Raw genomic sequence first — 24,923 nt, 5'->3', positions numbered from 1 at the left:
TGTCACTCCGTCATCTTGCCCCGGCGGCGGGTCCGCCGTCAGCCGACCGCCTGAGCCGCCGCCCGGCCCGCCGCCCTTCCCGAGAAGATGCAGCCGCCGAGGAAGGTGCCTTCGAGGGAGCGGTAGCCGTGGACCCCGCCGCCGCCGAAGCCGGCGGCCTCGCCCGCCGCGTAGACGCCCGGCAGGGGCTCGCCGGTCTCCGTCAGGACGCGGGAGGAGAGGTCCGTCTCCAGGCCGCCGAGGGACTTGCGGGTGAGGATGTTGAGGCGTACGGCGATCAGCGGGCCCGCCTTGGGGTCGAGGATGCGGTGCGGGCCGGCCGTGCGGATGAGCTTGTCGCCCAGGTACTTGCGGGCACCGCGGATCGCCGTGACCTGGAGGTCCTTGGTGAAGGGGTTGGCGATCTCGCGGTCGCGGGCGGTGATCTCGCGGCGGAGCGCCGTCTCGTCGATCAGGTCCTCGCCGGTGATCCGGTTCATGCCGCGGACGAGGGCGGCGAGGTCGTCCTCGACGACGAAGTCGGCGCCCTTGTCCATGAACGCCTGGACCGGGCCGGGGACGTCGGCGCGGGCCCGGCCGATCACGTCGCGGATCGACTTGCCGGTCAGGTCGGGGTTCTGCTCGGAGCCGGAGAGCGCGAACTCCTTGCCGATGATCCGCTTGTCGAGGACGAACCAGGTGTGGTCGTGGCCGGTCCGCATGATGTGTTCGAGGGTGCCGAGGGTGTCGAAGCCGGGGAAGAGCGGGACGGGCAGCCGCTTGCCGGTCGCGTCGAGCCAGAGGCTGGAGGGTCCGGGGAGGATGCGGATCCCGTGCCTGGCCCAGATGGGGTTCCAGTTCTCGATGCCCTCGGTGTAGTGCCACATCCGGTCGCGGTTGATGTGGTTGGCGCCGGCCTTCTCGGCGATGCCGAGCATGAGGCCGTCGACATGGGCGGGGACACCGGAGAGCAGTTTCGCGGGCGGGGTGCCGAGCCGGGCGGGCCACTGCTCGCGGACGAGGTCGTGGTTGCCGCCGATGCCGCCGGAGGTGACGATCACGGCCTGGGCGCGGAGCTCGAAGGTGCCGGTGGGCGTGCGGGTGCTGGCCTCGCCGCGGGCGGCGGAGGAGGGTTCCAGGATCTCGCCGGTGACGGTGTCGACGGTCCCGGCCGTGCGGCCGAGGCCGGTGACGCGGTGCCGGAAGCGGAGGTCCACGAGGCCCCGGGCGGCGCCCTCGCGGACCTTGCGCTCGAAGGGGGCGACGAGGCCGGGGCCCGTGCCCCAGGTGATGTGGAAGCGGGGGACGGAGTTGCCGTGGCCGTTGGCGTCGTAGCCGCCGCGCTCGGCCCAGCCGACGACGGGGAAGAACCGCACCCCGCGCGCGTGGAGCCAGGAGCGCTTCTCGCCGGCGGCGAAGTCGACGTACGCCTCGGCCCATTTCCTCGGCCAGCGGTCCTCGGTCCGGTCGAAGCCGGCCGTGCCGTACCAGTCCTGGAGGGCGAGGGCGTGGCTGTCCTTGATCCGCATCCTGCGCTGCTCGGGCGAGTCGACGAGGAAGAGGCCGCCGAAGGACCAGTGGGCCTGGCCGCCGAGGGACTGCTCGGGCTCCTGGTCGAGGAGGATCACGGTGCGGCCGGCTTCGACCAGCTCGGCGGTGGCGACGAGCCCGGCGAGGCCGGCTCCGATCACGATCACATCAGCGTCGTAGGACATGGATCGCATCTTGGATACACGGATGTATCGAGTCAACTGTTTCGTCCGTCTCCGCTGCCGCTTCTCCTCTCCCTCGGTCTCCATTCCCGCGGCCCTCCCGTTTTCTAATGTCGGGCATTAATATGGTCGTATGGCGAGAACATCGGGACCCGAGACCCGGGAGAAGCTGATCCGCGCGGCGGAGGAGATCTTCGCCGCAAAGGGTGTCGACGGCGCACAGCTGCGGGACGTCGTGGCCCTGGCCGGACAGGCGAACCCCTCCGCGGTGCAGTACCACTTCGGCTCGCGCGCCGGGCTCCTCGACGCGGTCATGGCCGGGCGCCAGGCCCGTACGCGTCAGGTCCTCGCGCCGCTGCTCGACGCGGCCGGCGACGACCTGAAGGAGCTCGTCGCCGCCCTCGTCACGGCCGAGGCGAGCGAGCTGCGCACCGACCGGGGCCGCCGCTGCCTGCGGATCTCCGCCCAGCTCAGCCACGAGAGCGGGATCCGCACCCGCACCCCCCACCCCACGCTCGACGGCACCGTCTACTGGCACCTCATCGAGCGGATGGCCGACCGGCTCGCCGCCTCCCACTTGCCCGAGCCCCTGCTCCTGGAGCGCCTCGATCTGGCGCTGACCGTGGTGGGCGCGGCCCTGGCCGACCGGGCCCGGCAGTACCTCGACGGCACCGAACCCCTCACGGGCGAGGCCCTCTTCCTCGCCGACCTGGTCGAGACGACCACCGCGCTTCTCCGGGCCGCACAGCCCCGGAGCGTCTGAATCACCCGGCATCACCGCGAAGGGACCCTTCATGAACGACCTCACCGGCAGGACCGTGCTCATCACCGGCGGCGCCCGCGGCCTGGGCGCCGAGGCCGCCCGGCAGGCCGTGGCCGCCGGCGCCAACGTCGTCGTCACCGACGTCCTGGACGAGGACGGCAAGGCGACCGCCGACGCGCTCGGCGAGCGGGCGCGCTTCTTCCACCACGACGTGACCTCCGAGGAGGGCTGGGCGGCGGCCGTCGCGTACGCCGTGGCGGAGTTCGGCGGGCTGCACGGCCTGGTGAACAACGCGGGCATCTCCACCGGCGCCTTCCTGGAGACGGAGTCCGTCGAGCACTTCCGCAAGGTCCTCGACATCAACCTGACCGGCGTCTTCATCGGCATGAAGGCCGCGATCCCGGCGATGAAGGAGGCGGGCGGCGGCTCGATCGTCAACATCTCCTCGGCCGCCGGCCTGATGGGCCTGGCCCTGACCGCGGGCTACGGCGCCTCCAAGTGGGGCGTGCGCGGGCTGACGAAGATCGGCGCGGTGGAGCTCGGTACCGCGAGGATCCGCGTCAACTCCGTCCACCCGGGCATGACGTACACCCCGATGACGGCGTCGGTCGGCATCGAGCGCGGCGAGGGCAAGTACCCGAACACCCCGATGGGCCGGGTCGGCGAGGCCGACGAGATCGCGGGCGCGGTCGTCTTCCTCCTCTCGGACGCCGCCTCGTACGTGACGGGTGCGGAGCTCGCGGTGGACGGCGGCTGGACCACCGGTCCGACCGTCAAGTACGTCATGGGGCAGTGACGAACCCCTCCTGCTTGGATGGCGGTCATGAGTGCCGCTGAAGAGATTCATGACGTGGTCGACGAGCACGACCGGGTGATCGGCCGGGCTCCGCGCGGTGAGGTGTACGCGCGGGGCCTGATCCATCGCTGCGTCTTCGTCCGCGTCCGGGACGCCGAGGGCCGGACCTTCGTGCACCGCAGGACACCGGACAAGCTGCTCTTCCCCTCCCTGTACGACATGTTCGTCGGCGGGGTCGTCGGGGCGGGCGAGTCCTACGACGAGGCCGCCCTCCGCGAGGCCGAGGAGGAGCTGGGGGTCACCGGACTGCCCCGGCCCGAGCCGGTGCTCAAGTTCCTGTACGACTCCGGGGGCGTGGCCGGCAAGTGGTGGTCGGCGGTGTACGAGGTCCGGTGCGAGCTTCCGGTGGACCCGCAGGTGGAGGAGGTCGCCTGGCACGCCTTCCTGACGGACGAGGAGCTGGCCGAGCGGCTCGGCGACTGGGAGTGGGTGCCCGACGGCCTGGCCGCGTACGAGCGGCTGCGGGCGGACGGGGGCCGGTGAGGACGGACGGGGGCGGGTGAGGGGGCGGACCGGGACCGGTGAGGGGGACGCTGAGGTCGCCGTGGGGCCCGAGGGAAGGTCGGTGAGGGTGTGCGGGAGCCGGTGCCGAGCACCGGGCAGGCCGATCATCCGACCGTTAGGGTGCACGTGTGAGCGATTTCGTGCAGAGTCTGCGGCTGTGGTTCGCGCCGCAGCGGATCCGGGACGAGGGGGAGACGCCGGACTACCGCTTCTCCCTCGCCAACGAGCGGACCTTCCTGGCCTGGATCCGGACCTCTCTCGCCCTGATCGGCGGCGGTTTCGCCGTCGACCAGTTCCTGCCGGACCTGCGCTGGGGCATCCGGGTCGGGCTCGCCCTCGCGCTGCTCGCGGCCGGGGTGCTGTGCGCGCTGCGGGCGGTCAACCACTGGGTGCGCTGCGAGCGGGCGATGCGGCGCGGCGAGGACCTGCCGGCGTCCCGGTTCCCCGCGGTGCTGAGCCTCGTGGTGGCCGTGGTGGCGCTCGCGATGGTGGTGGTCGTGGTCTTCGGCTGGACGGGGTGACCGGGCGGTGACGGAGGCCCACGGCACGGGGGCCCCCGATCCGGAGGTCCGTGACCCCGGGCTCCAGCCCGAGCGGACGCGGCTCGCGTGGCGGCGTACGACCCTGTCGTGGACGGTGGTGGCCGTCCTCGCGGTCAAGCTGGCCCTGCACGGCGACGCCACGGCGACGGGGCTGACCGCGCTCGCGCTCTCGGCACTGGTCTGGGTCGGCTTCCTGGCCGTCGCCCATCGCAGGATCCGCTCCCTGAGCACCGCCCGGCCGCACCCGCTCTCCCACCGGGGCGCGCTGCTCGCGGCGGGCTGCACGATCGCACTGGCCGTCTTCGGGGCCGCACTCATCTGGTGAGAAGGCGAACCGGGAGGAAAAGGGCGCGCAGGACTAGCCTGGAAGGGTCAGCCGTCCCTTCCGCAGAGGCCACGTCATGACCGTCCTCCACCACGAGCACGCCACCCACGCGCACTCCCACAGTCCGTCGTGCGGGCACACCTCCGTAAAGCACGGGGACCACGTCGACTACGCCCACAACGGGCATCTGCACCGTGAGCACGCCGGGCACTGGGACGAGTGCGAGACCACCCTGCACGTCGCGCACACCCACCCGGACCACACGCACGGGCCGGAGTGCGGGCACACCGCCGTCGCGCACGGCGATCACCTCGACTACGCGCACGACGGGCACCGGCACGCGGCGCACGGCAACCACTGGGACGACCACTGACGCCCACGACCGTTGACGCGCAGAACCGTTGAGCCCCACGCCCCGGTCGGGCCGGGCCGGTTTTCTCCTGCGCTTGTCAACTGGCACTCTTCCCCCGTCCAGTTGAGCTCTCAGCCGGGGGAACCCTCTTGTCTGCCACCGATCCCTATGTGGTCGCGCTCGCTCCGAACGTCCACGCCTTCGTCCAGCCCGACGGCGGCTGGTGTCTGAACAACGCCGGCTTCCTCGGCGACGCGGGCGAGTCCCTCCTCGTCGACACCGCGGCCACCGAGCGGCGGGCCCTGCTGCTGCGCGAGGCGGTCCTCGCGGAGGGGCTGCCGCTGCCCCGGACCATCGTGACCACCCACCACCACGGCGACCACACCTACGGCAACGGGGTGTTCCGGCCGGAGGCGCGGATCGTCGGCCACGAGAACTGCCGGTCCGAACAGCTCGCCGCCGGGCACCAGCTCCATCTGCTGTGGCCGCAGACCGACTTCGGGCGCGTCGACATCCTGCCGCCGTCCGTGACGTACCGCGAGCGGGTGACGCTGTACGTCGGCGACATCGAGGTACGGGTGATCCACCCGGGTCCCGCGCACACCACGGGCGACTCGATCGTGCACCTCCCCGAGCAGGGCGTGGTCTTCACCGGCGACCTCGTCTTCCACGGCGGGACGCCCTTCCTGCCGATGGGGTCGCTCGCCGGGTCGCTGCGCGCGCTCGACCTGCTGCGCTCGCTCGACGCGCCGACGGTGGTGCCGGGGCACGGGCGGGTGACCGACCCTTCGGCGTACGACACGACGGAGCGGTACCTGCTGTGGGTGCGGGAGCTGGCCGCCGAGGGGTACGCGAAGGGGGCGACGCCGCTGGAGACGGCGCGGGGCGCGGAGCTCGGGGAGTTCGCCGCATGGCAGGAGAGCGAGCGGCTCGTCGCGAACCTGCACCGCGCGTACGCGGAGCTGGCCGGCCTGCCGGAGGGGTCGCCGCTGGACCCGGCGGCGGTCTTCGGCGACATGGCGGCCATGAACGGCGGGGTGCCGGTGGCCTGTCACGCGTAGCCCTTGGTCGGGCGGCGGGCGGCGGGGGCTACCACCTGCCGGGGGTCCACCCCGGGTCCGCGGCCCTCATCGCCGCCGCGTCGTCGCGCTCGCGGAGGGTGCCGTCGTCGTCCAGCCAGCGGCGGTGGAGGGCGGCGAGGGCCGGGCGGTCGAGCTCGACGCCGAGGCCCGGGGCGTCGGAGACGGCGAGGCGGCCGGCGCGGAAGACGGGGCGTGTGGTGACGACGTCCTCCGTCTGCCAGGGGTAGTGGGTGTCGCAGGCGTGGTGGAGTCCGGGCAGTGTGGCGGCGACCTGGGTCATGGCGGCGAGGCTGATGCCCAGGTGGGTGTTGGAGTGCATGGAGAGTCCGACGCCGTACGTGCGGCAGAGCGCGGCCAGTTCTCGGGTGCGGTGCAGGCCGCCCCAGTAGTGGTGGTCGCAGAGGACGATCCGTACCGCTCCCTTCGCGAAGGCCTCCGGGACCTCCTCGAAGGTGGTCACGCACATGTTGGTCGCGAGCGGCACGTCCGTACGGGAGGCGATCTCGGCCATGGCGCCGGTGCCGCTCGCCGGGTCCTCCAAGTACTCCAGTACGTCCTTCAGTTCGCGCGCGACGGCCAGCGAGGTCTCCACCGACCAGGCGCCGTTCGGGTCGAGGCGGAGCGGGCGGCCCGGGAACGCCTCGGCGAGCGCGCGGATCGCGGCGATCTCCCGCTCGGGCTCGAACACGCCGCCCTTCAGCTTGAAGGAGCGGAAGCCGTGGAGGCGGTCGAAGCGACGGGCCTGGGCGACGATCCCGGCGGGGTCGAGGGCCGCACCCCAGTCGTCCGTGGGGCCCGCGCCCGGATGGGCGGCCCAGCGGTGGAAGAGGTAGGCGCTGTACTCGACGAAGTCGCGGACCTTGCCGCCGAGCAGGGCGTGGACGGGCAGGCCGAGGGTCTTGCCGAGGGCGTCGAGGCAGGCGGTCTCGAAGGCGGAGACGACGGAGAGACGGAGCTTGTCCGCGGTCCTGACCCCGCGCAGGCCTGCCGCGTCGACTCCCCCGGTCGGCACCGGGAGGGCGGGTTCGACGGAGGACGCCAGAGCGAAGAGCGCGTTCACGTCCGTGACCGCGTGGCCGGGCAGGGCCTCGGCGAGCGGCCGGGCGAGGCCGAGGTAGACGCCGTCGCCGTACGTCTCCCCGAGGCCGCTCACCCCGCCCCTGGTGACCACTTCCACCACGAGTCGTGGCGTGTAGGGCTGGTGGACGCCCTGGACGTTGAGGAGGGGCGGGTCGGAGATGAGGATCGGGGTCAGCCGGACTTCGTCGACGAGCAGCTTCAGCGCATCCATATGTGAACCCTATTCAGGGATGGGGTCCAGGACCAGGGTGCGGCAGCGGCTTTCCCGGCCCACCTCTGGACGACATACCGACTGGTCGGTCATCATGAACGACGACCGAAGCCGATCCGGAGGTACGCACCATGAGTTCCGCCCCGCCACCAGGCCTCGACCCCGAAGCGCTGCGCCGGTTCCTCGACCGCGAGCGGCCCGGCCTGGTGGCCGGCCCCCTCGAAGCCCGACTGATCGAGGGCGGCCGTTCCAACCTGACGTACGTCGTGACCGACGGCGCCGGACGCTGGGTCGTCCGCCGGCCGCCCCTCGGCCACGTCCTCGCCACCGCGCACGACATGCGGCGCGAGCACCGCGTCATCAGCGCCCTGGCCGGGACCGGCGTGCCCGTCCCCCGGACCGTGCTCTTCTGCGAGGACGAGTCGGTGCTCGGGGCGCCCTTCTACGTCATGGAGTTCGTCGAGGGGACGCCGTACCGCTCGGCCGAGGAGCTCGCACCGCTCGGCCCCGAGCGCACCCGCGCCGCCGTCCTCGGCCTGGTCGACACGCTCGTCGACCTGCACGCCGTCGACCCGGCGGCCGTCGGGCTCGGCGACTTCGGCCGCCCCGAGGGCTTCCTCGACCGGCAGCTGCGCCGCTGGGGCAAGCAGCTCGACGCCTCACGCGGCCGGGAGCTCGCGGGGATCGACGAGCTGCACGCCGCGCTCGGCCGCGCGCTGCCCGGCTCGCCACCGCCCACCGTGATCCACGGCGACTACCGGCTCGACAACGTCCTCATCGACGGGGACGACCGCATCCGGGCCGTCCTCGACTGGGAGATGTCCACTCTCGGCGACCCGCTCACCGACCTCGGCCTGCTCGTCATGTACAGCACGCCGCTCGACCTGCCGAACTCCCCCATCTCCACGACGGCCACGGCCCCCGGGCACCCGAGCGCCGCGGAGCTGGCCGAGCGCTACGCGGCCCGCTCGGGCCGCGACACCTCCGCCCTCGCCTGGTACACGGCCTTCGCCTGGTTCAAGCTCGCCGTGATCCTGGAGGGCATCCACTACCGCTGGACGCTCGGGCAGACGGTCGGCGCCGGCTTCGACCGCATCGGCGAACTGGTCCCCGTCTTCATCGAGCACGGCCTCACCACCCTCCAGGAAGGCTGATCCGCCATGGACTTCGCGTACGACTCCCGCACCGAGGAACTGCGGGCGAGGCTCCTCGCCTTCATGGACGAGCACGTGTACCCGGCCGAGGCCGTCGCCGAGGAGCAGCGGGCCCTGCTCGCCTCCCCCTGGGACACCCCGGCGGTCGTCGAGGAGCTCAAGGCCGAGGCCAAGCGGCAGGGCCTGTGGAACCTCTTCCTCCCCGATGCCGAGTACGGTGCCGGGCTGACCAACCTCCAGTACGCGCCGCTCGCCGAGATCACCGGCCGCAGCCCGCACCTGGCGCCGACCGCCCTCAACTGCGCGGCCCCGGACACCGGGAACATGGAGCTGCTCGCCCAGTTCGGCGACGAGGCGCAGCGCAAGCAGTGGCTGGAGCCGCTCCTCGCGGGCGAGATCCGCTCGGCCTTCGCGATGACCGAGCCCGAGGTCGCCTCCTCCGACGCCACGAACATCGAGACCCGGATCCGGCGGGACGGCGACTCTTACGTCGTCGACGGCCGCAAGTGGTACATCTCCGGGGCCATGAACCCCGACTGCAGGGTCTTCATCGTCATGGGCAAGACCGACCCCGACGGGCCCGACCTCCGCCGCCAGCAGTCGATGATCCTCGTGCCGCGCGACACTCCCGGCGTCGAGGTGCGGCGGGCGATGCAGGTGTACGGGTACGAGGACCACTCCCACGGCGGCCACGCCGAGGTGGTCTTCGACGGCGTCCGTGTCCCGGCCGCGAACCTGATCGGCGAGGAGGGCGGCGGCTTCGCCATCGCGCAGGCCCGGCTCGGGCCCGGCCGGATCCACCACTGCATGCGGCTCATCGGCATGGCCGAGCGGGCCGTGGAGCTGATGTGCCGGCGCGCGGTCTCCCGCACCGCCTTCGGCAAGCCGCTCGCCCAGCAGGGCGTCGTCCAGAACTGGGTCGCCAACGCCCGCGTGACGATCGAGCAGCTGCGGCTGCTCGTCCTGAAGACGGCCTGGCTCATGGACACCGTCGGCAACCGCGGCGCGCACACCGAGATCCAGGCCATCAAGATCGCGACCCCGCGCGCGGTGGTCGACATCATCGACAAGGCGGTGCAGACGCACGGGGCGGGCGGGGTCTCGCAGGACTTCCCGCTGGCCGAACTGTGGGCGGCGGCACGGACGCTGAAGCTCGCGGACGGCCCGGACGAGGTGCACCAGCGGTCGCTGGCGCGGCGGGAGCTGAAGCAGTACCTCTGACCCGCGAGACCCCGCTACGGGCGGAGGGCCCGCAGCAGGAGGTCGGCCAGGTGGTCGGCCACCTGCTGCGGGGTGAGCGGGCCGTCCGGGCTGTACCACGTCGACAAGTGGTGCACCGAGCCGAAGTGGTAGTCGACGACCAGGTCGGCGGGGGTCGCCGCGGAGAAGACGCCGGACTGCTGGCCCTCCTCGATCAGCGCCCTGAACCGCTCGTGGTAGCGCCGCCGCTCGCCCCTGACCTGCTTGTTCTTCTCAGGGCTGAGGTGGTGCATGGAGCGGAAGAAGATGGCGGCGTCGTCGAGGTTCTCGATGGTGGTGACGACGACGTCGGCGGCGGCCCCGCGCAGCCGGTCCTCGACGGGCGCGTCGGCGTCCGCGTAGGCGTCGAGGCGCTCCTGCTGGAGGCGCAGGACCCGGGCGTAGACCTCCTGGAGGAGGTCCTCCTTCGAGCCGAAGTAGTGGTAGAGGGCGCCCTTGGTGACCCCGGCGGCCTCGACGATCTCCTGGACGGAGGTGCGGTCGTAACCCTGCTCCGCGAAGAGCCGGGTGGCGGCGGCGAGGAGCCTCTGGGGGACCGGCGCCCCGCTCTCGTCCGTCGTCCTGGCCATGCTCCGCCGCCTTCCCTCGTGATCGTTCCTGGTGGGGGGAACACCGTTCCCGTCCGTAGATCTTCCCATCTGTCGGAGCACCTGCTAGCGGGAGCCCGTCTCCCAGGCGCGCTGGACGTGGTTCATGGTGCCGAGCCAGCGCTCGGGGTCGGTGGCGCGGTTGCGGTAGTAGCCGGCGACCTCGGGGTGGGGCAGGACGAGGAACCGGTCGGCGTCGATGGCGTCGAGGAGGGCGTCGGCGACGTCCTCGGGCTCGATGGCGGTGGGGGCGAGGACCAGCTCGCCGGCCGATCCGGCGGCGGTGAGCATGTCCGTACGGACGCCCTGCGGGCAGATCGCGTGGACCTTGAGGCCGCGGTGGCGGTAGGTGAGGGAGAGCCACTCGGCGAAGGCGTACGCGCCGTGCTTGGAGACGCTGTACGGCGCAGCGCCGATCATGGTGAGCAGCCCGGCGGCGGAGACGGTGGAGACGAAGCGGCCGCTGCCGCGCTCCAGCCACTCCGGGAGCAGGGCGCGGGCCGCGCGGACGTGGGCCATGACGTTGACGTCCCAGGCGGCCGCCCAGACGTCCTCGTCGGCGAAGGCGTCGCCGGGCGAGGAGAGTCCGGCGTTGGCGCACCAGACGTCGATGGAGCCGGGGCCGCCGAGAGCCTCGCGGGCCTCGTCGACGACGGCGGAGGCGTCGCCCGGGACCGCGATGGCGCCGATCTCCTCGGCGACGGCCTTGGTACGGACGGGGTCGAGGTCGTTGACGACGACGCGGGCCCCTTCGGCGGCGAAGCGGCGGGCGAGCGCCGCACCGATCCCGCCGCCCGCGCCCGTGACGACCACTCCGGCGCCCTGAAGGGCACTCGTGTCCGCGCTCATGGATGGACCCACCTCTCCGCAGTCTGCCGGTACCGCGATGCCGCGACGACGACAGACTAACCAGTCGGTATGTGATGGGGGAAGAGTCGGTCCGCACGCCTCGTTCCCCGGGGCGGTCAGGAGCGCTAGCGTGCGTGCCCATGTCACCCGCCCCGGCCGGGGACGGCGATCGAGGAGGTTTCCGCATGAGCCTGTCGCGACGGAGTCTGCTGGCCGCCGGAGGTGCCGTCGGGGCGGTGGCCGCCACGGCGTCCGTCGCCTCGGCCGCCCCGGGCGCCGGGCGCCCCCGCGTCCGTACCGGCTTCGAGCGGCTCGCGGCGGACGGGTACGCCCTCCTGGCCGGCGAGCGGGTCGGCGTCGTCACCAACCCGACCGGGGTCACCGCCGACGCCCGGCACGTCGTGGACGTGATGCACGCCGACGAGCGGGTCGACCTGGTCGCCGTCTTCGGACCCGAGCACGGCTTCCGGGGCACCGCCCAGGCCGGCGGCTCCGAGGGGCGCTACGACGACCCTGCGACCGGCCTGCCCGTCTACGACACGTACCTGAAGAGCGGGCAGCCGCTGGCGGACGTCTTCACGGCCTCCGGGGCGGACACGGTCGTCTTCGACATCCAGGACGTCGGCGCGCGCTTCTACACGTACATCTGGACGCTGTACGACTGCATGGCGGCCGCCGCGCTCGCCGGGAAGCGGTTCGTCGTCCTCGACCGGCCGAACCCGGTGACCGGGCGGGCGGCTCTCGGGCCCGTCCTCGACCGGGCCTTCGCGACCTTCGTCGGGCGCGAGCCGATCGCGCAGGCGCACGGCATGACGGTGGCCGAGCTGGCCCTGCTCTTCGACGCGGAGTTCCTGAGCGCGCCCGTGGCCCTGGAGACCGTCCGCATGACGGGGTGGCGGCGCACCGACTTCTTCGACGCGACCGGGCTGCCGTGGGTGCCGCCGAGCCCGAACATGCCGACGCCCGACACCGCGCTCGTCTACTCCGGCACGTGCCTCTTCGAAGGGACGAACCTCTCCGAGGGACGGGGCACGACCCGTCCCTTCGAGCTGCTCGGCGCCGAGGGGGTCGACCGGCGGTGGGCGGAGGCGGCGAACGCGCTCGGTCTGCCCGGAGTCCGCTTCCGCGAGGCGTACTTCGCCCCGACCTTCTCCAAGTTCCAGGGGAAGACCGTGGGCGGTGTGCAGCTGCACGTCCACGACCGCGAGGCCTTCGACCCGGTACGGACCGGGATCGGGCTCCTGGTCACCGCCCGGCGGTCGTGGTCCGGCTTCGCCTGGCGGGCGGACCACTGGATCGACAAGCTGACCGGATCGGCCCGGGTGCGGACCCTGATCGACGCGGGCGCGGACACCGACGAGGTCGTCGGGGCGTGGGAGGCGGACCTGGCGGCCTTCCGGGCGGTGCGGCGGGAGCATCTGCTCTACCGCTGACGGGGGTTGTCCCCCGGTCGACAGGGGTGCGGGCGGGATGTTCCCGGGGGTGTGCCGCCGACCACGCTTGCCCCATGAACCTCTCCAGTTCTTTCCGTTCTTCTCGTTCCCCCAAGTCCCCCGGGTCGTCCTTACGGCGTCGGAGGCTGCCCCTCGTCGGGCTGCTGGTGGCCGCCTGCCTCGGCACCCTGGCGCCCGCCGCCGGTGCGGCCGGAACCCCGGCCGCACCCGATCCCGCCCGCGAACTCGCCCGCACCGCACAGCCCCTGACCGACCTGCGCCCGCTCGACCGGATGATCGGCTCGGCCAAGGTCGTCGGCATCGGCGAGGCCACCCACAGCTCGGCGGAGTTCTTCGAGGTCAAGCACCGGATCTTCGAACACCTCGTGGAGCGGCGGGGCTTCACCACCTTCGCCCTGGAGGCGCCCTGGTCGACCGGGCTGCTCGTCGACGAGTGGATCCGCACCGGCCGCGGTGACATCCGGGCGATCATGCGGGACGAGTTCCAGGAGTCGTACCGCCTCTGGAACACCGAGGAGTACCTCGACCTCTTCCGCTGGATGCGGCGGCACAACCAGCTCCACCCCGGGCACCAGGTCCGCTTCATGGGCAACGACCTCGGCTACGCCGGGCCGAACGTCTTCGACGCCGTCACCTCGTACGTGGCCCGGACCCGCCCCGCGCTGCTCCCCCGCTTCCAGGAGCTGTACCGGAGTTCGCGCCCCACGGGCGAGGTCGAGGCCTGGATGAAGGGGTACATGGTCAAGCCGCACGCCGAGCGGCAGCGGATGGCCGCCGACGTGAACCGGGCCCTCGCGCTCCTGGAGCGGCAGCGGCCGGGCACGGGCCCCGGGGCGCGGGAGGCGCATGTCTGGGCGGTGCAGCACGCGCGTGCAATCGCCCAGGTCGGTACCGAGTTCGGCCACGACCTGACGTCGGACGGTGTCGCCGACGCGATGCTCTACCGGGACCGCGTCATGGCCGAGAACACCGTGTGGTGGCAGCGGCACACCGGCGACCGGATCCTGCTCGCCGCGCACAACGGACACGTCGGGTACGTGACGCCGAAGCCTGACCAGTACCCGCGGCTCCAGGGCGCCTTCCTGCGGGACGCCCTCGGTGAGGACTACGTGAGCGTCGGTGCCTCCTTCGGGCAGGGCTCGTTCAACGCGCACGACACCGAGGCTCCCGGCGAGCCGCTGCGGGCGTTCACCGTCGGCCCGCTCGGCCCTGACAGCCACGCCGGCACCCTGGACCGGGTCTCCCCCGGCGCCTTCTACCTGGACCTGCGGCGGACGACCCCGGCGGCGCGCGACTGGCTCGGCGTGTCCCGCCCTGTCCGGCACATCGGGACCGCGTACCCCTGGCCGGGCGACGTCGTGCCCGTACGGCTCCCCTCCTCGTACGACCTGCTGATCCACTTCCCCCGGGTCTCGGCGGCGCGGCTGCGCTGACGACCCGGCACACGTCTGGACGGGTCCCCGCGCGGGCATGCTGGCCGTGGAGCCGCTGCCCGCGCAGTCCGCGCGGGGTGTGGCGGCCACCTCGACGTGGAGGGGCGGTCGGGCCGTGACCGGGATGAGTGTGGAACCGTACCGGGAGATCACCTTCGACAAGGACGGCGACGGGCCGGCGGGACAGTCCGCGGCCCTCGCGGCGCTGGCCCGGCAGGGGGTGACGGACCTGGTGCTGCTCGCCCACGGGTGGAACAGCTCCCCGTCCGGCGCCACCCGCCTCTGCTCGGACTTCTTCGCCCCCTTCCCCGGTCTGTTCGGCCCCGGGGTCGAGGCCGGGTACGCGGGGGTGATCTGGCCCTCGATGATGTTCACGGACGAGCCGGTGCCCGACTACCGGGCGCTGGTGACGGTCCTGCCCGAGAAGGAGCCGGTCCTCGGGCGGCTCACGGAGCTGCTGGCGCTGGCGCCGCCGCACGAGGCCGCGTTCGCCGAGTTCGGCGCGCTCCTGAGGGAGCTGGCCGACGTGCCCTCGGGCGCGCCGGGTGCCGCCGGCTTCGCGGAGCCCGTACCGGAGTTCCTGGTCGCGGATCCGGTGGCGGTGTGCGCCCTGTTCACGGAGGCCCTGGAGGGCGGTCCGGGGGGCGGTGCCGACGGGGAGTTCCCGGAGGGCTTCGGGGAGGGGCTCAAGCGGTACTGGAAGGGGGCCAAGGAAGCGCTTCGGCAGGCCACCTACTACGTCATGAAGCGGCGGGCCGGACGGGTGGGCGAGTCCGGGCTCGGGCCCCTGCTCGGCGAGGTCGCCCGTACGGCTCCGGGGCTGCGCGTCCACCTCGTCGGGCACAGCATGGGCGCCCGGCTCGTCGCGTACGCGCTGCGCGGCCTGCCGGAGGGAGCTCGGCCGGTGGCGTCCGTGACGCTCCTCCAGGGGGCCTTCTCGCACTACGCCTTCGCCGCCCGGCTGCCGCACGACCCGCGGCGGTCCGGTGCGCTGCGGGACATGCAGCGCCGGGTGCGCGGGCCGGTCGTGGCCTGCTACTCGCGGCACGACACGGCGCTCGGGGTGATGTACCCGCTGGCGTCCCGGCTCGCGGGCGACTCCGCGTCGCTGACCGCCCTGCCGGGCACCGGGGACCCGCGCTGGGGCGCGATCGGTCACGACGGCGTCCAGGGGGTGCCGGGCACGGCGGCGCGGACCGTGGCGGACGTGCCGCGCGAGGGGGTGCCGGGCTCCGGGTGCGTGAACGTGGACACGGCGGAGGTGGTCCGCTCGCACAGTGACATCCGCCGTACCGAGCTGGCCCGGGTGGTGGTGTCGGCGGCCCGCGCGGGCCGTCCCTGAACCCCATCGGACGCTTGGGTTCCGCTGTACTCCGGTGATCTCTCCCGCCCCGTTGATGGCTGCCATCCGGATTTCGATGGAACACGGCGGGCCACTCGTTCGTCCCACTGATACCGCGGTAGGACCAGCGACGGAGGTGGCGAGAGATGGCCGGATTCCGGAGTCTCGCGAGACAGGTGCGCGATCCCGGGTGCGACACGGCGCTGCGCAGGTACTCGCTGCGCAAGTGTCTGGAGCGGTTCGCGCCGTACGGGCACAGGGCGACCTGGGACCATCTGTGCCGCAGGCACAGGTTCGGTCCCGAGGACCGGGAGCTCGATCCGGGGCGGCTGGTGGCCGCTCTCGACGAGCTGGAGGAGGCGCGGGCGGTGTGGCTCGCGTACGAGGAGCAGTTCGCCGCGCGGCGCAGGCGCGAGAAGCACGACGGGCTGCGTGGGCTCGGCGCGGTCGACGACTGGCACCGGCGGGTCTGGGGCGGCAACGGGGTGGTGCGGTGCGGTGACCCGGCCGTGCACCCGTCGGATCCGCTGCCGGAGGTGCTGCGCCGGCTGATCGCCGCCCTGGAGGACGGTCCGGGCGAGCGGTGTCCGGTGTGTGCGGGGCCTCGGATCGAGTGGCGGGCGGGGTCGGTGGACGCGTACGAGCCGTGGCTCGGCCCGGTGTGCGGGGACTGCGGTGTGGGCGTCCCGCGCGCGGTACTCACGTCGGGTGCGCTGGCCCGGGCCAGGGGGGACGTCCGCCGGCCGCTGGCTCCGGCGGCGTGAAGAGCTTGAGGCCTGAGGCGGTTCGCGTGCCTCATGTGGCGCCAGTGCCTCCGGTGTTCCACGTGCTTCAGGCGTGTCTCAACGGGTCACGGGGGCCCGGGGACTCCGCCGGGGTCCCGATGTCGCCGGAGTCGATCGCGGAGGCCGCGGCCCTCGCGGTGGCGGCGGGCGCGCGGGAGGTACGGGTCCACCCGCGCACGCCTTGCGGCGCCGAGTCCCTCTCGCCGCGGGTGCTCGCCCCGGTCCTGACCGCGGTCAGGACGGCCGTCGCCGTGCCGGTGGGCGTGTCGGCGGGGGCGCCCGCCGAGACCGACACCGGGCGCCGTCTGGAGCGGGTGCGGTCCTGGGCCGCGCTCCTGGAAGGTCCGGGCCTCCCGGACCACGCGTCGGTGGACTGGCACGAGCCGGGCGCGGAGGAAGTGGCGGCGGCGCTCCTGGAGCTCGGGGTGGGCGTCGAGGCCGGGGTGCGGTCGGGGACGGACGGTCCGGCGCGGTTCGCGCGCTCGCCCCTGGCGTCCCGCGTACTGCGGGTCCGGGCGGAGGTCGCCGACCAGGACCCGGCGACGGCCGGAGCATCGGCCCAGGCCCTGCTCGGGGGCCTCGACGTCCCGTCGGGGGTGCCGGTCCTGCTCCACGGCACGGACGGCGGCGCGTGGCCGGTGCTGCGCCTCGCCCGCCGGCTCGGGCTCGGCACCCGGGTCGGTCTCGCCGACACCCTGCTCCTGCCGGACGGGGCCCGGGCCCGCTCCAGCGCCGAACTGGTCGGGGCGGCCCTGGCGTACCCCTCGTGACCCCCGTACCCCTGTAGCCCCGTAACCCGGAAACCCCGCGTCTGTCCCTCGTACCCCTCAGTCCTCCGCGGGGGGCCGGTTGACCGGCATCAGGCGGGAGCCCGCCATCCGCTCGCCGAAGACGTCGTCGGGGTTGGAGAGGACGCAGGTCTCCAGGGACAGGCAGCCGCAGCCGATGCAGTCCGTCAGGTGGTCGCGCAGCCGGCCCAGTTGCTTGATGCGCTCGTCGAGTTCCGTGCGCCAGGCCGCCGAGAGCCGCGCCCAGTCCTCGTTCGTGGGGGTGCGCTCCTCGGGGAGCCGGGCGAGCGCGTCGCGGATCGTGGCGAGGGGGATGCCGACGCGCTGGGCGGCCCGGACGAAGGCGACCCGGCGCAGGGCGTCACGGCCGTAGCGCCGCTGGTTGCCCGTGGTGCGGCGGCTGCTGATGAGCCCCTTCGCCTCGTAGAAGTGCAGGGCGGAGACGGCGGCTCCGCTACGGGCGGAGAGCTGGCCGACGGTGAGTTCGTGGATCTTCTCTGGAATCTGCGGCACTCCACGAACCCTACTGGTGCGTCAGGGGCGGCCGTTGACAGCGGCCCCCGGACCCCACATGCTGAGCAAGCGCTTAGATACCGAGCGGTATGTCGTCGGCATGCCGCTCCGGTACGTCATACGAGAAGGGACGAGGAACATGGCCGAGCCGAGGATCTTCACCTCCGCCGAGGAACTGCGCGCGGGGGTCGGCGAGCAGCTGGGGTACAGCGACTGGCTGGAGATCGACCAGAAGCGCATCGACCTCTTCGCCGAGGCCACGGGCGACCACCAGTGGATCCACGTCGACCCCGTGCGCGCCGCCGACGGCCCGTTCGGCGCGACGATCGCGCACGGCTATCTGACCCTGTCGCTGCTGCCGCTGTTCGTGCCGCAGGTCCTGCGGGTCGAGGGCATGAAGATGGGCCTCAACTACGGCACCGAGAAGGTGCGGTTCCCCGCCCCCGTACCGGTCGGCTCGCGGCTGCGCGCCACGGCCGTCCTGACGAAGGTCGAGGAGGCGGGCGGTGGCGTGCAGGTGACGGCGGCGGTGACCGTGGAGCGCGAGGACTCCGACAAGCCGGTGTGCTTCGCCGAGTCGGTGTCCCGCTACTACTTCTGAGCCCCGGCCGGCGACGCCTGCCGGGGCCCGGGCTACTTCCGGACCCCGACCATCCTCAGCACGAGGTCGGCGTAGAGCGCGCCGACCTCGTCGGGCGAGCGGCGGCCCTGCGTGTTGAACCAGCGCGAGACGTCGATGCAGAGGGACAGCACCGCGACCGTGGTGCCGGGCACGTCCGGCACCACGAACTCACCCGCCTCGACGCCCTCGTCGATGATCCGGCGCACCGCCCCGTCGGACTGCTTGCGCAGCTCCACGATCTCGGCGCGGTGCTCGGGGCCCAGGGCGTCGAGCTCGTACTGGACGACGCGCGCGGTCGTGTGGCGCTCGGCGTGCCAGCGGACGAAGGAGTGCACGGCGTCGGCGAGCCGCTCGGCGGCCGTGCCGTCGCGGTCGGCCGCGGCCCGGAGGATCTCCAGGGCCTTGTCGTGACCGATGCGGCTGATCCGGTGGAGCAGCTCTTCCTTGGTCTTGTAGTGGATGTAGAGCGCGGCCGGGCTCATGCCGGCGCGGCCCGCGATGTCCCGGGTGGTCGTGGCGTGGTAGCCGCGCTCGGCGAACGCCTCGACGGCGGCCACCAGCAACCGCCGGGCCGCCTCGGGCGTGACCTCGCCCCAGGGCATGTCCTCGCCCCCGGGCGTCTCCTCCGCCGCGCTCATCCCACACTCCCTCTCGGACCCCGTCAGGACGAACACCATACAACGAGGGTGAGCAAGCGCTTAGAGATCGGAGGCTCAGAGCTTCTGGAAGGGGTCGTGCTCGGCGAGGATCTTCTCCAGTCGGGCCTGGTCGACCCGGCTGTGGATCTGGCCGGCCTCCTGGCGGTCACGGATGACCTTGGCGAGGGTGAAGGCCGAGGTCGTGAGGTAGAGGACCGAGACGGCGAGGAAGGCCCGCACCCAGGCGCTGGCCTCCAGCTGGTAGACGCCGATGGCCACGGCCGCGCCCGCGACTCCGAAGGAGATGACGGCCTGCATGTAGTAGGCGGCGGTGTTCTGCTGCTTGACCGGTGTGTCGCTCATGAGGACAGCATCGGACGGATGTGGCCGGCGCCACATCCGTCCGGGTACTCAGTGACGTACTCAGAAGGCCGGGTACCGGACGTCAGAAGGCCGAGATCCCCGTCAGCGCCCGTCCGATGATGAGCTTCTGGATCTGACTGGTGCCCTCGTACAGGGTCATGACGCGCGCGTCGCGGACCAGCTTGCCGACGGGGTACTCGTCGATGTAGCCGTAGCCGCCGAAGACCTGGAGGGCGTTGTTCGCCGCGCGGACGGCGGCCTCGGAGGCGTACAGCTTCGCCTTGGAGGCGGCGGTGGCGAAGTCCTCGCCGCGGTCGATGAGGTCGGCGACCCGCCAGGTGAGGAGCCGGGCGGCGTCCACGTCGACGGCGATGTCGCTGATCAGCTCCTGCACGAGCTGGTACGAGGCGATGGGCTTTCCGAACTGCTCGCGCTCCCCCGCGTAGCGGACGGCCGCGTCGAGCGCGGCCTGGGCGATGCCGACGCAGCCCGCGGCGACGGACATGCGGCCCTTGGCGAGGGCGGACATGGCGACGGTGAAGCCCTTGCCCTCGGGACCGAGCATGGCGGTGGCCGGGACGCGGACCTCCTCCAGGACCAGTTCGGCGATGGCCTGGCCCCGCAGGCCGAGCTTGCCGTGCACCGCCCGGCGGGTGAGACCGGGGGTGTCCGTGGGGACGAGGAAGGCGGAGACGCCACGGTGGCCCGGGGTGTCGCCCGTGCGGGCGAAGAGCAGGACGACATCGGCCCAGGTGCCGTTGGTGATGAACATCTTGGTGCCGCTCACGACGTAGTCGTCGCCGTCGCGGACCGCGCGGGTGGTCAGGTTCCCGGCGTCGGATCCGGTGCCGGGCTCGGTGAGGCCGAAACAGCCGAGCGCCTCCCCGGCGGCGAGCCGGGGCAGCCACGCCCGCTTCTGCCCCTCGGTGCCCCAGGTGGCGAGGGTCTTGGCGACCAGGCCGAGGGAGACGGAGACGATGCCGCGCACGGAGGAGTCACCGCGGCCGAGCTCCTCGGTGACGAGGCAGTACGCGAGGTGGTCGCCGCCCGAACCGCCGTACTCCTCCGGGATGGTGAGGCCGAGGAATCCGACGGCGCCGAGCTTCTTCACGATCGCCCGGTCCACCTCCTCGGCGCGGTCCCAGGCGACGGCGTGCGGGGTGACCTCGCGCGCGACGAAGTCCTCGGCGAGCCGCCGTACGGCTTCCTGCTCCTCACTGAGCGCCAGATCCACCGTGCCACCTCATCCGTCTCGTCCGGGCGTTTAATTACCGCTGCTAGTTTTACTGCGCAGGCCTACTATGTGCGCCATGGCCCGACCGCGCAAGCCCCTGCTCAGCCGAGACCGCATCGTGGAGACGGCGGGTGCGCTCGTGGACGCGGAGGGGCTCGCCGCGCTCTCGACGCGGCGGCTCGCGGCCGAGCTCGGGGTGAGCGGCCCCTCGCTCTACAACCACTTCCGTACGAAGGACGAGATCCTCGACGCCGTCGCGGACGCGGTGAGCGCGAAGATCGATCTGTCGATGTTCGCGGAGACCGACGGCCGCGACTGGCGCACGGCCCTGCACGACTGGGCGGTCTCCTACCGCGCGGCCCTCGCCGACCACCCGCACATCGTCCCCGTGCTCGCCCAGGGCCCCGGCCGCCGCCCGGCGGGCCTGCGGGTCGCCGACGCGGTCTTCGGCGCGATGGTCCGGGCGGGCTGGCCCCCGGCCCAGGCCACCTCGATCGGCGCGCTGATGCGGTACTTCGTCACCGGCTCCGCCCTCGGCTCCTTCGCCCGCGGCTTCGTCGACGACGAGACGGCCTACGACCCGGCCGACTACCCCCATCTCGGCCAGGCCCACCTGCTGGCCGAGCACCGCCAGAAGGTCGACGAGCGCGCCTTCGAGACGGGCCTGCGGGCGCTGCTCGACGGACTGCTGATCCAGTACGAGAGCTCGACGGCCGCCGGTGCGGCAGCCGACGGTGCGGCAGCCGACGCTTCGGTGACCGACGGTTCGGCGACCGCCGAACTGTGAGTGCGGGACCCTGGGGTCATGGCAGCCAGTGATCTCGCCGCGCTCGCGGCGCTCTTCGCGGACGAGAGCCGCGCCACCTTCCTGCTCGCCCTGCTCGACGGGCGGGCCTGGACCGCGGGAGAGCTCGCCCGCCACGCCGGCCTGGCGCCGTCCACCGCCAGCGAGCACCTCGGAAAGCTCGTCGCGGGCGGGGTGCTCACGGAGGAACGGCAGGGCAGGCACCGGTACGTCCGGCTGGCCGACCCCGGGATCGCGCATCTCGTCGAGGACCTGGCCGCCCGCTCGGAGCCCGGACCCGCCGTGCCGCCCCGCTCGCTGCGCGCCGCGAGCGCCGGGCGGGCGATGGCCCGGGGGCGGACCTGCTACGACCACCTCGCCGGGCGGCTCGGGATCACGATCACCGAGGCGATGACCGCGCGCGGACTGCTGCGCCAGGACACCGGGTTCGCGCTCACGGACCGGGGCATGGCGTGGTTCGAGGAGCTGGGCGTCCCCCTCGTACGGGCCGGGCGACGGCCCGTCGCGCGCGGCTGCCTCGACTGGACCGAGCGCAGGCCGCACCTCGCGGGGATCGCGGGCGCCGCGCTCTGCCGGCACGCGCTGGACACCGGGTGGTGCGTGCGGATCGGGACCGAGCGGGCCGTGAAGGTCACCGCCGAGGGCGAGGCCGCGCTGCATGGGAGGCTGGGCATCGACCCGGCGTCGCTGCGCTGAGCGGGCCCGCGGCATCGCGGAGAGCGCGCCCGGTCGCCGATATTGCGGTGAGCGCCGAACCGTCCGCGCCCTACGGTCAGGCCATGCAGAACCGAACCTCGCGCCTCGCGCTCGCCGCCGCCGGTGTCACCGTCGTCCTGTGGGCCTCCGCCTTCGTCTCCATCCGCAGCGCCGGGGCGGCCTACTCCCCCGGCGCCCTCGCCCTCGGGCGGCTCCTCGCCGGGACACTGGTCCTCGGCCTTGTCCTTCTGATCCGGCGCGAGGGGCTGCCTCCCCGGGCGGCCTGGCGCGGGATCCTGGTCTCGGGGCTGCTCTGGTTCGGCGTCTACATGGTCGTCCTCAACTGGGGCGAGCAGGAGGTCGACGCGGGGACGGCGGCGATGGTGGTGAACATCGGGCCGATCCTGATCGCGCTGCTCGGCGCGAGGTTCCTGAAGGAGTCGCTGCCGCCCCGGCTGGTCGCGGGCATGGCCGTCTCCTTCGCGGGCGCGGTGGCGGTCGGCCTCTCCATGTCCGGCGGATCCGAGGGTTCCGGCGGATCGTCCGGCGCGCAGACCTCGGCGCTCGGGGTGGTGCTCTGCCTGATCGCGGCAGCGGCGTACGCGGGCGGGGTCGTGGCCCAGAAGCCGGCGCTCGCGCACGGCAGCGCGCTCCAGGTGACGACCTTCGGCTGCCTGGTGGGCGCGGTGGCCTGCCTGCCGTTCGCCGGGCAGCTGGTCGAGGAGGCGGGCAGGGCCCCGCTGTCGGCGACCCTGAACATGGTCTACCTGGGGGTGTTCCCGACCGCGCTCGCCTTCACGACCTGGGCCTACGCCCTGGCGCGTACGACCGCGGGCCGGATGGGCGCGACGACGTACGCCGTACCCGCCCTCGTCGTCCTCCTCGCCTGGCTCTTCCTCGGCGAGCTGCCGGGGGCGCTCACGCTCGCCGGGGGCGCGCTCTGCCTGGCGGGCGTGGCCGTGTCCCGTTCGCGACCGCGGCCGGCCGCCGCTTCCGGAGCGGCCGAGTCCGCCTGACGGGCCGTGTCCACGGTTCCGGACGCTTCACGGGGTGGACGCGACGGCGGTGGCGGCCCTGACCGGCCATGTGATCACCGGCGTGGAGCCGGCGCCGCGCTCACCGGGCGCCGGCGGCCAGGAGCCCGGCGCCTCACCCACGGTGCCGTGAACCGGCACACCGTCAGTTCCCGCGCCCGGAGCGCAGCAGCTGGCGGGCGAAGGCCGACAGCGAGCTGCCGATGCGCTCGGTCGACAGGCCGAGTTCGTGCCGCTGGAACCGGAAGAGCTCCGGCGCCAGCGGGCTGAGCGCGATGTCGATCATCGGGTCCGGATCCTCCACCCCGTGGTCGACGAGCAGCGTGCGGACGTGCACGCGCCAGAACCCGTACGCACCCGTCCTGAAGCGCGCGGCTCCGGTCTCCGCCCCCAGCGCCAGCGGCAGATGACGGTCCAGCAGGTCGAGCATCGCGAGGTAGAAGGCAGCGAGCCGCTCCCCCGCGGGTGCGCCGGGGCCGAGCGGCGGCGGTCCGTGGATCAGCCGGCCCTGGAGTCGGCGCTCGTGCTCGTCGAGGAGGGCGACGGCGACGGAGGGCGGGTCGGGGAAGCTCCGGTAGAGCGTGGCGCGGCCCACGCCGGCCGCTTTGGCGATCCGGTCCATGGTCACCGACCGGGGGTCCTGCTCGGTGAAGAGCTGCTCGGCGGCGGCCAGGATCTGGGCGCGGTTCCGCTCCGCGTCCTTGCGTCTGCGCGGCGCGACCGGCTGCTCGTCCGCCGCCTGCAGATCACCGAGGAGCCCGTCGACCCGGTGCACGGAGGAGCGCGTGGAGGGGCGTGCGGAGGGGGCTCCACGCCCTCGCTGCTCGTCGTCGCTCATGGACCAGACCTTACTTCCCCGAGCCGTAAATGGACACCTTGTCCGTTTGAGATGTCGCGTGGCATGCTAAACGGACACACTGTCCACTTGCTCGTTCGCCATCCCGCCCTGGGAGATCCAGATGCACACCGCGCTCCTCGCCGCGGCCCTGCTGGTCGGCTGCCTCCTGGCCGTCCAGGCCTCGGTGAACCTCCAGCTCAACTCCGCCGTCGGTACTCCGTACGGCGCCTCGACCATCCAGCTCGGCGTCGCGACCGGGCTGCTCACCGTGCTCGCGGTGGCGGCCGGAGCGCTCGGCGCGCTCGGCAGACTGCCCGACGTGGAGGCCTGGCAGTTGCTCGGCGGGCTGGCCAGTCCGCTCTACATCACCAGCGGCATCCTGCTGTTCCCCCGGCTCGGCGCCCTCGCCGCCGTCGGGCTCTTCGTGACCGGCCAGATGTTCGCCTCGCTCGCCCTCGACCTCTTCGGCCTCCTGGGCCTGGAGAGGCAGGAGCTCAACGCCGGGATCGTCATCGGCGCCTTCGCCGTGCTCGCCGGCATCGTCGTGATCATCCGGGGTATGAAGGCGGCGGCCCCGCCCGGCGCGCCGAGGATGTCGAGCGCCGGGCGCGCCGGCCGGCTCTCCCTCGGCGTGCTCGCCGGAGCCGTCCTGCCGGTGCAGGGAGCGGTCAACGCCCAGCTCCGCGCCCAGCTCGAGGAGCCCATCACCGTCGCCGTGATCAGCTTCGCCGTCGCGACCTTCACGATCGCCGTCCTCCTGCTCGTGCTCTACGCGACCCGCCGCACGCCGAAGCCGAAGATCGCCCCGCTGAGGAAGATGCCCTGGTGGGGCTGGCTCGGTGGCGCGTGCGCCGCCGCCTACGTCACCGGCACGTTCCTGCTCATGCCCACCATCGGCGCGGCGGTGACGATCGCGCTCACCGTGACGGGGCAGCAGCTCACCTCGGCGTTGATCGACCACAAGGGCCTGTTCAAGCTGCCGCAGCGCTCGCTGACGAAGCCGCGCGCCCTGGGTCTCGTCCTGCTGATCGCCGGCTCCCTGACCATCCAGCTCGTCTGAGGCTGCCCCCGGCCTCCCTCTTCCGGCGTTCGCGGGTCCTGACGGTCACCTCCGCACGCCTC

The 24,923-nt window shown here is 73.1% G+C and carries 28 protein-coding genes; 19 read left to right on the top strand and 9 right to left on the bottom strand.

Annotation, left to right across the window (positions count from 1 at the left end):
• Positions 1–38: 38 nt before the first annotated feature.
• Entirely contained in the window at positions 39–1,694 is a 1,656-nt protein-coding gene (locus tag DEJ46_RS31580; protein ID WP_150271841.1) for an FAD-binding dehydrogenase, read from the bottom strand.
• 130 nt (positions 1,695–1,824) lie between these two features.
• On the opposite strand from DEJ46_RS31580, the gene DEJ46_RS31575 reads away from it, so the two are divergent.
• The 7 genes from DEJ46_RS31575 to DEJ46_RS31545 all read left to right on the top strand — a co-directional run bounded on the left by DEJ46_RS31575 (position 1,825) and on the right by DEJ46_RS31545 (position 6,094).
• Positions 1,825–2,454: a TetR/AcrR family transcriptional regulator gene (locus DEJ46_RS31575; RefSeq protein WP_150271839.1), complete on the top strand. Its 630-nt coding sequence runs from the start codon at positions 1,825–1,827 to the stop codon at positions 2,452–2,454.
• 31 nt (positions 2,455–2,485) lie between these two features.
• The gene (locus DEJ46_RS31570; RefSeq protein WP_150271838.1) at positions 2,486–3,250 is read left to right on the top strand and encodes a glucose 1-dehydrogenase; all 765 of its coding nucleotides are present in this window, start codon (positions 2,486–2,488) and stop codon (positions 3,248–3,250) included.
• A gap of 27 nt (positions 3,251–3,277) precedes the next feature.
• Positions 3,278–3,793, top strand: a complete 516-nt coding sequence (locus tag DEJ46_RS31565) for an NUDIX domain-containing protein (protein WP_150271836.1) — start codon at positions 3,278–3,280, stop codon at positions 3,791–3,793.
• Between the two features lie 149 nt (positions 3,794–3,942).
• The gene (locus DEJ46_RS31560) at positions 3,943–4,335 is read left to right on the top strand and encodes a YidH family protein (RefSeq protein WP_150271834.1); all 393 of its coding nucleotides are present in this window, start codon (positions 3,943–3,945) and stop codon (positions 4,333–4,335) included.
• Positions 4,336–4,342: 7 nt separating this feature from the next.
• Entirely contained in the window at positions 4,343–4,681 is a 339-nt protein-coding gene (locus DEJ46_RS31555; RefSeq protein WP_150271832.1) for a DUF202 domain-containing protein, read from the top strand.
• Positions 4,682–4,757: 76 nt separating this feature from the next.
• A complete protein-coding gene (locus DEJ46_RS31550; protein ID WP_150271831.1) occupies positions 4,758–5,054 on the top strand; it encodes a hypothetical protein in 297 nt (98 codons plus the stop codon).
• A gap of 128 nt (positions 5,055–5,182) precedes the next feature.
• Complete coding sequence (locus tag DEJ46_RS31545; protein ID WP_150271829.1) at positions 5,183–6,094, top strand: MBL fold metallo-hydrolase; 912 nt, start codon at positions 5,183–5,185, stop codon at positions 6,092–6,094.
• A gap of 28 nt (positions 6,095–6,122) precedes the next feature.
• On the opposite strand, the gene DEJ46_RS31540 is transcribed toward DEJ46_RS31545, so the two are convergent.
• Entirely contained in the window at positions 6,123–7,406 is a 1,284-nt protein-coding gene (locus tag DEJ46_RS31540; RefSeq protein ID WP_150271828.1) for an enolase C-terminal domain-like protein, read from the bottom strand.
• Between the two features lie 131 nt (positions 7,407–7,537).
• Here DEJ46_RS31540 and DEJ46_RS31535 point away from each other — a divergent pair, with 131 nt between their 5' ends.
• Together DEJ46_RS31535 and DEJ46_RS31530 are read left to right on the top strand one after the other, a co-directional pair.
• Positions 7,538–8,560 carry a phosphotransferase family protein gene (locus tag DEJ46_RS31535; protein ID WP_150271826.1) on the top strand — a complete coding sequence of 341 codons (1,023 nt, stop codon included), beginning with the start codon at positions 7,538–7,540 and terminating at the stop codon, positions 8,558–8,560.
• A 6-nt stretch (positions 8,561–8,566) separates the two neighbouring features.
• Positions 8,567–9,781, top strand: a complete 1,215-nt coding sequence (locus tag DEJ46_RS31530) for an acyl-CoA dehydrogenase family protein (RefSeq protein WP_150271824.1) — start codon at positions 8,567–8,569, stop codon at positions 9,779–9,781.
• 14 nt (positions 9,782–9,795) lie between these two features.
• On the opposite strand, the gene DEJ46_RS31525 is transcribed toward DEJ46_RS31530, so the two are convergent.
• Both DEJ46_RS31525 and DEJ46_RS31520 read right to left on the bottom strand, forming a co-directional pair.
• Positions 9,796–10,389 carry a TetR/AcrR family transcriptional regulator gene (locus tag DEJ46_RS31525; protein ID WP_150271822.1) on the bottom strand — a complete coding sequence of 198 codons (594 nt, stop codon included), beginning with the start codon at positions 10,387–10,389 and terminating at the stop codon, positions 9,796–9,798.
• An 84-nt stretch (positions 10,390–10,473) separates the two neighbouring features.
• A complete protein-coding gene (locus tag DEJ46_RS31520) occupies positions 10,474–11,256 on the bottom strand; it encodes an SDR family oxidoreductase (protein WP_150271820.1) in 783 nt (260 codons plus the stop codon).
• A gap of 185 nt (positions 11,257–11,441) precedes the next feature.
• Between DEJ46_RS31520 and DEJ46_RS31515 the strand changes: the two genes are divergently transcribed.
• The 5 genes from DEJ46_RS31515 (at position 11,442) to DEJ46_RS31495 (ending at position 17,040) form a co-directional block, all read left to right on the top strand.
• On the top strand, positions 11,442–12,689 hold the full coding sequence (locus DEJ46_RS31515; protein WP_150271818.1) for an exo-beta-N-acetylmuramidase NamZ domain-containing protein: 1,248 nt from the start codon (positions 11,442–11,444) through the stop codon (positions 12,687–12,689).
• Positions 12,690–12,763: 74 nt separating this feature from the next.
• A complete protein-coding gene (locus DEJ46_RS31510) occupies positions 12,764–14,143 on the top strand; it encodes an erythromycin esterase family protein (RefSeq protein WP_150271816.1) in 1,380 nt (459 codons plus the stop codon).
• Positions 14,144–14,267: 124 nt separating this feature from the next.
• Entirely contained in the window at positions 14,268–15,485 is a 1,218-nt protein-coding gene (locus DEJ46_RS31505) for an alpha/beta hydrolase (protein ID WP_190622988.1), read from the top strand.
• Between the two features lie 146 nt (positions 15,486–15,631).
• Positions 15,632–16,249, top strand: coding sequence for a hypothetical protein (locus tag DEJ46_RS31500; protein WP_150271814.1), 618 nt, complete (start codon positions 15,632–15,634; stop codon positions 16,247–16,249).
• Between the two features lie 62 nt (positions 16,250–16,311).
• On the top strand, positions 16,312–17,040 hold the full coding sequence (locus tag DEJ46_RS31495; RefSeq protein ID WP_150274931.1) for a 3-keto-5-aminohexanoate cleavage protein: 729 nt from the start codon (positions 16,312–16,314) through the stop codon (positions 17,038–17,040).
• 57 nt (positions 17,041–17,097) lie between these two features.
• On the opposite strand, the gene soxR is transcribed toward DEJ46_RS31495, so the two are convergent.
• Entirely contained in the window at positions 17,098–17,571 is a 474-nt protein-coding gene (soxR, locus tag DEJ46_RS31490; protein ID WP_150271812.1) for a redox-sensitive transcriptional activator SoxR, read from the bottom strand.
• Between the two features lie 139 nt (positions 17,572–17,710).
• Between soxR and DEJ46_RS31485 the strand changes: the two genes are divergently transcribed.
• Positions 17,711–18,172: a MaoC family dehydratase gene (locus DEJ46_RS31485; RefSeq protein ID WP_150274930.1), complete on the top strand. Its 462-nt coding sequence runs from the start codon at positions 17,711–17,713 to the stop codon at positions 18,170–18,172.
• 32 nt (positions 18,173–18,204) lie between these two features.
• Here the strand turns inward: DEJ46_RS31485 and DEJ46_RS31480 are convergent, their stop codons facing one another.
• From DEJ46_RS31480 to DEJ46_RS31470, 3 genes are all read right to left on the bottom strand, one after another.
• On the bottom strand, positions 18,205–18,831 hold the full coding sequence (locus DEJ46_RS31480; RefSeq protein WP_150271811.1) for a TetR/AcrR family transcriptional regulator: 627 nt from the start codon (positions 18,829–18,831) through the stop codon (positions 18,205–18,207).
• Positions 18,832–18,906: 75 nt separating this feature from the next.
• On the bottom strand, positions 18,907–19,194 hold the full coding sequence (locus tag DEJ46_RS31475; RefSeq protein ID WP_150271809.1) for a YiaA/YiaB family inner membrane protein: 288 nt from the start codon (positions 19,192–19,194) through the stop codon (positions 18,907–18,909).
• A gap of 82 nt (positions 19,195–19,276) precedes the next feature.
• On the bottom strand, positions 19,277–20,428 hold the full coding sequence (locus DEJ46_RS31470; protein ID WP_150271807.1) for an acyl-CoA dehydrogenase family protein: 1,152 nt from the start codon (positions 20,426–20,428) through the stop codon (positions 19,277–19,279).
• A 76-nt stretch (positions 20,429–20,504) separates the two neighbouring features.
• Between DEJ46_RS31470 and DEJ46_RS31465 the strand changes: the two genes are divergently transcribed.
• The 3 genes from DEJ46_RS31465 to DEJ46_RS31455 all read left to right on the top strand — a co-directional run bounded on the left by DEJ46_RS31465 (position 20,505) and on the right by DEJ46_RS31455 (position 22,945).
• On the top strand, positions 20,505–21,215 hold the full coding sequence (locus DEJ46_RS31465) for a TetR/AcrR family transcriptional regulator (RefSeq protein ID WP_223835221.1): 711 nt from the start codon (positions 20,505–20,507) through the stop codon (positions 21,213–21,215).
• Positions 21,216–21,233: 18 nt separating this feature from the next.
• Complete coding sequence (locus tag DEJ46_RS31460) at positions 21,234–21,929, top strand: ArsR/SmtB family transcription factor (protein WP_150271805.1); 696 nt, start codon at positions 21,234–21,236, stop codon at positions 21,927–21,929.
• An 83-nt stretch (positions 21,930–22,012) separates the two neighbouring features.
• Positions 22,013–22,945, top strand: coding sequence for a DMT family transporter (locus DEJ46_RS31455; protein ID WP_150271804.1), 933 nt, complete (start codon positions 22,013–22,015; stop codon positions 22,943–22,945).
• A 163-nt stretch (positions 22,946–23,108) separates the two neighbouring features.
• Here DEJ46_RS31455 and DEJ46_RS31450 read toward each other — a convergent pair whose 3' ends face one another.
• Positions 23,109–23,801 (bottom strand): TetR/AcrR family transcriptional regulator, encoded by a 693-nt coding sequence (locus tag DEJ46_RS31450; protein ID WP_150271802.1) that lies wholly within the window; start codon positions 23,799–23,801, stop codon positions 23,109–23,111.
• Positions 23,802–23,922: 121 nt separating this feature from the next.
• On the opposite strand from DEJ46_RS31450, the gene DEJ46_RS31445 reads away from it, so the two are divergent.
• Positions 23,923–24,861, top strand: a complete 939-nt coding sequence (locus tag DEJ46_RS31445) for a DMT family transporter (protein ID WP_150271800.1) — start codon at positions 23,923–23,925, stop codon at positions 24,859–24,861.
• Positions 24,862–24,923 lie beyond the last annotated feature (62 nt).

It is taken from the genome of Streptomyces venezuelae (genome assembly GCF_008642375.1).
Lineage (GTDB): Bacteria > Actinomycetota > Actinomycetes > Streptomycetales > Streptomycetaceae > Streptomyces > Streptomyces venezuelae_G.
Note: the sequence above shows the minus strand (reverse complement) of the source record. Positions and strands in the feature narration are given on the sequence as shown.

What these genes read in the sequence shown, in the direction of transcription:
- DEJ46_RS31580 (WP_150271841.1), bottom strand. Translation starts at nt 1,694, where the DNA reads ATGTCCTACGACGCTGATGTGATCGTGATCGGAGCCGGCCTCGCCGGG.
- DEJ46_RS31575 (WP_150271839.1), top strand. Translation starts at nt 1,825, where the DNA reads ATGGCGAGAACATCGGGACCCGAGACCCGGGAGAAGCTGATCCGCGCG.
- DEJ46_RS31570 (WP_150271838.1), top strand. Translation starts at nt 2,486, where the DNA reads ATGAACGACCTCACCGGCAGGACCGTGCTCATCACCGGCGGCGCCCGC.
- DEJ46_RS31565 (WP_150271836.1), top strand. Translation starts at nt 3,278, where the DNA reads ATGAGTGCCGCTGAAGAGATTCATGACGTGGTCGACGAGCACGACCGG.
- DEJ46_RS31550 (WP_150271831.1), top strand. Translation starts at nt 4,758, where the DNA reads ATGACCGTCCTCCACCACGAGCACGCCACCCACGCGCACTCCCACAGT.
- DEJ46_RS31540 (WP_150271828.1), bottom strand. Translation starts at nt 7,406, where the DNA reads ATGGATGCGCTGAAGCTGCTCGTCGACGAAGTCCGGCTGACCCCGATC.
- DEJ46_RS31535 (WP_150271826.1), top strand. Translation starts at nt 7,538, where the DNA reads ATGAGTTCCGCCCCGCCACCAGGCCTCGACCCCGAAGCGCTGCGCCGG.
- DEJ46_RS31530 (WP_150271824.1), top strand. Translation starts at nt 8,567, where the DNA reads ATGGACTTCGCGTACGACTCCCGCACCGAGGAACTGCGGGCGAGGCTC.
- DEJ46_RS31525 (WP_150271822.1), bottom strand. Translation starts at nt 10,389, where the DNA reads ATGGCCAGGACGACGGACGAGAGCGGGGCGCCGGTCCCCCAGAGGCTC.
- DEJ46_RS31520 (WP_150271820.1), bottom strand. Translation starts at nt 11,256, where the DNA reads ATGAGCGCGGACACGAGTGCCCTTCAGGGCGCCGGAGTGGTCGTCACG.
- DEJ46_RS31515 (WP_150271818.1), top strand. Translation starts at nt 11,442, where the DNA reads ATGAGCCTGTCGCGACGGAGTCTGCTGGCCGCCGGAGGTGCCGTCGGG.
- DEJ46_RS31510 (WP_150271816.1), top strand. Translation starts at nt 12,764, where the DNA reads ATGAACCTCTCCAGTTCTTTCCGTTCTTCTCGTTCCCCCAAGTCCCCC.
- DEJ46_RS31505 (WP_190622988.1), top strand. Translation starts at nt 14,268, where the DNA reads ATGAGTGTGGAACCGTACCGGGAGATCACCTTCGACAAGGACGGCGAC.
- DEJ46_RS31500 (WP_150271814.1), top strand. Translation starts at nt 15,632, where the DNA reads ATGGCCGGATTCCGGAGTCTCGCGAGACAGGTGCGCGATCCCGGGTGC.
- DEJ46_RS31485 (WP_150274930.1), top strand. Translation starts at nt 17,711, where the DNA reads ATGGCCGAGCCGAGGATCTTCACCTCCGCCGAGGAACTGCGCGCGGGG.
- DEJ46_RS31480 (WP_150271811.1), bottom strand. Translation starts at nt 18,831, where the DNA reads ATGAGCGCGGCGGAGGAGACGCCCGGGGGCGAGGACATGCCCTGGGGC.
- DEJ46_RS31475 (WP_150271809.1), bottom strand. Translation starts at nt 19,194, where the DNA reads ATGAGCGACACACCGGTCAAGCAGCAGAACACCGCCGCCTACTACATG.
- DEJ46_RS31465 (WP_223835221.1), top strand. Translation starts at nt 20,505, where the DNA reads ATGGCCCGACCGCGCAAGCCCCTGCTCAGCCGAGACCGCATCGTGGAG.
- DEJ46_RS31460 (WP_150271805.1), top strand. Translation starts at nt 21,234, where the DNA reads ATGGCAGCCAGTGATCTCGCCGCGCTCGCGGCGCTCTTCGCGGACGAG.
- DEJ46_RS31455 (WP_150271804.1), top strand. Translation starts at nt 22,013, where the DNA reads ATGCAGAACCGAACCTCGCGCCTCGCGCTCGCCGCCGCCGGTGTCACC.
- DEJ46_RS31450 (WP_150271802.1), bottom strand. Translation starts at nt 23,801, where the DNA reads ATGAGCGACGACGAGCAGCGAGGGCGTGGAGCCCCCTCCGCACGCCCC.
- DEJ46_RS31445 (WP_150271800.1), top strand. Translation starts at nt 23,923, where the DNA reads ATGCACACCGCGCTCCTCGCCGCGGCCCTGCTGGTCGGCTGCCTCCTG.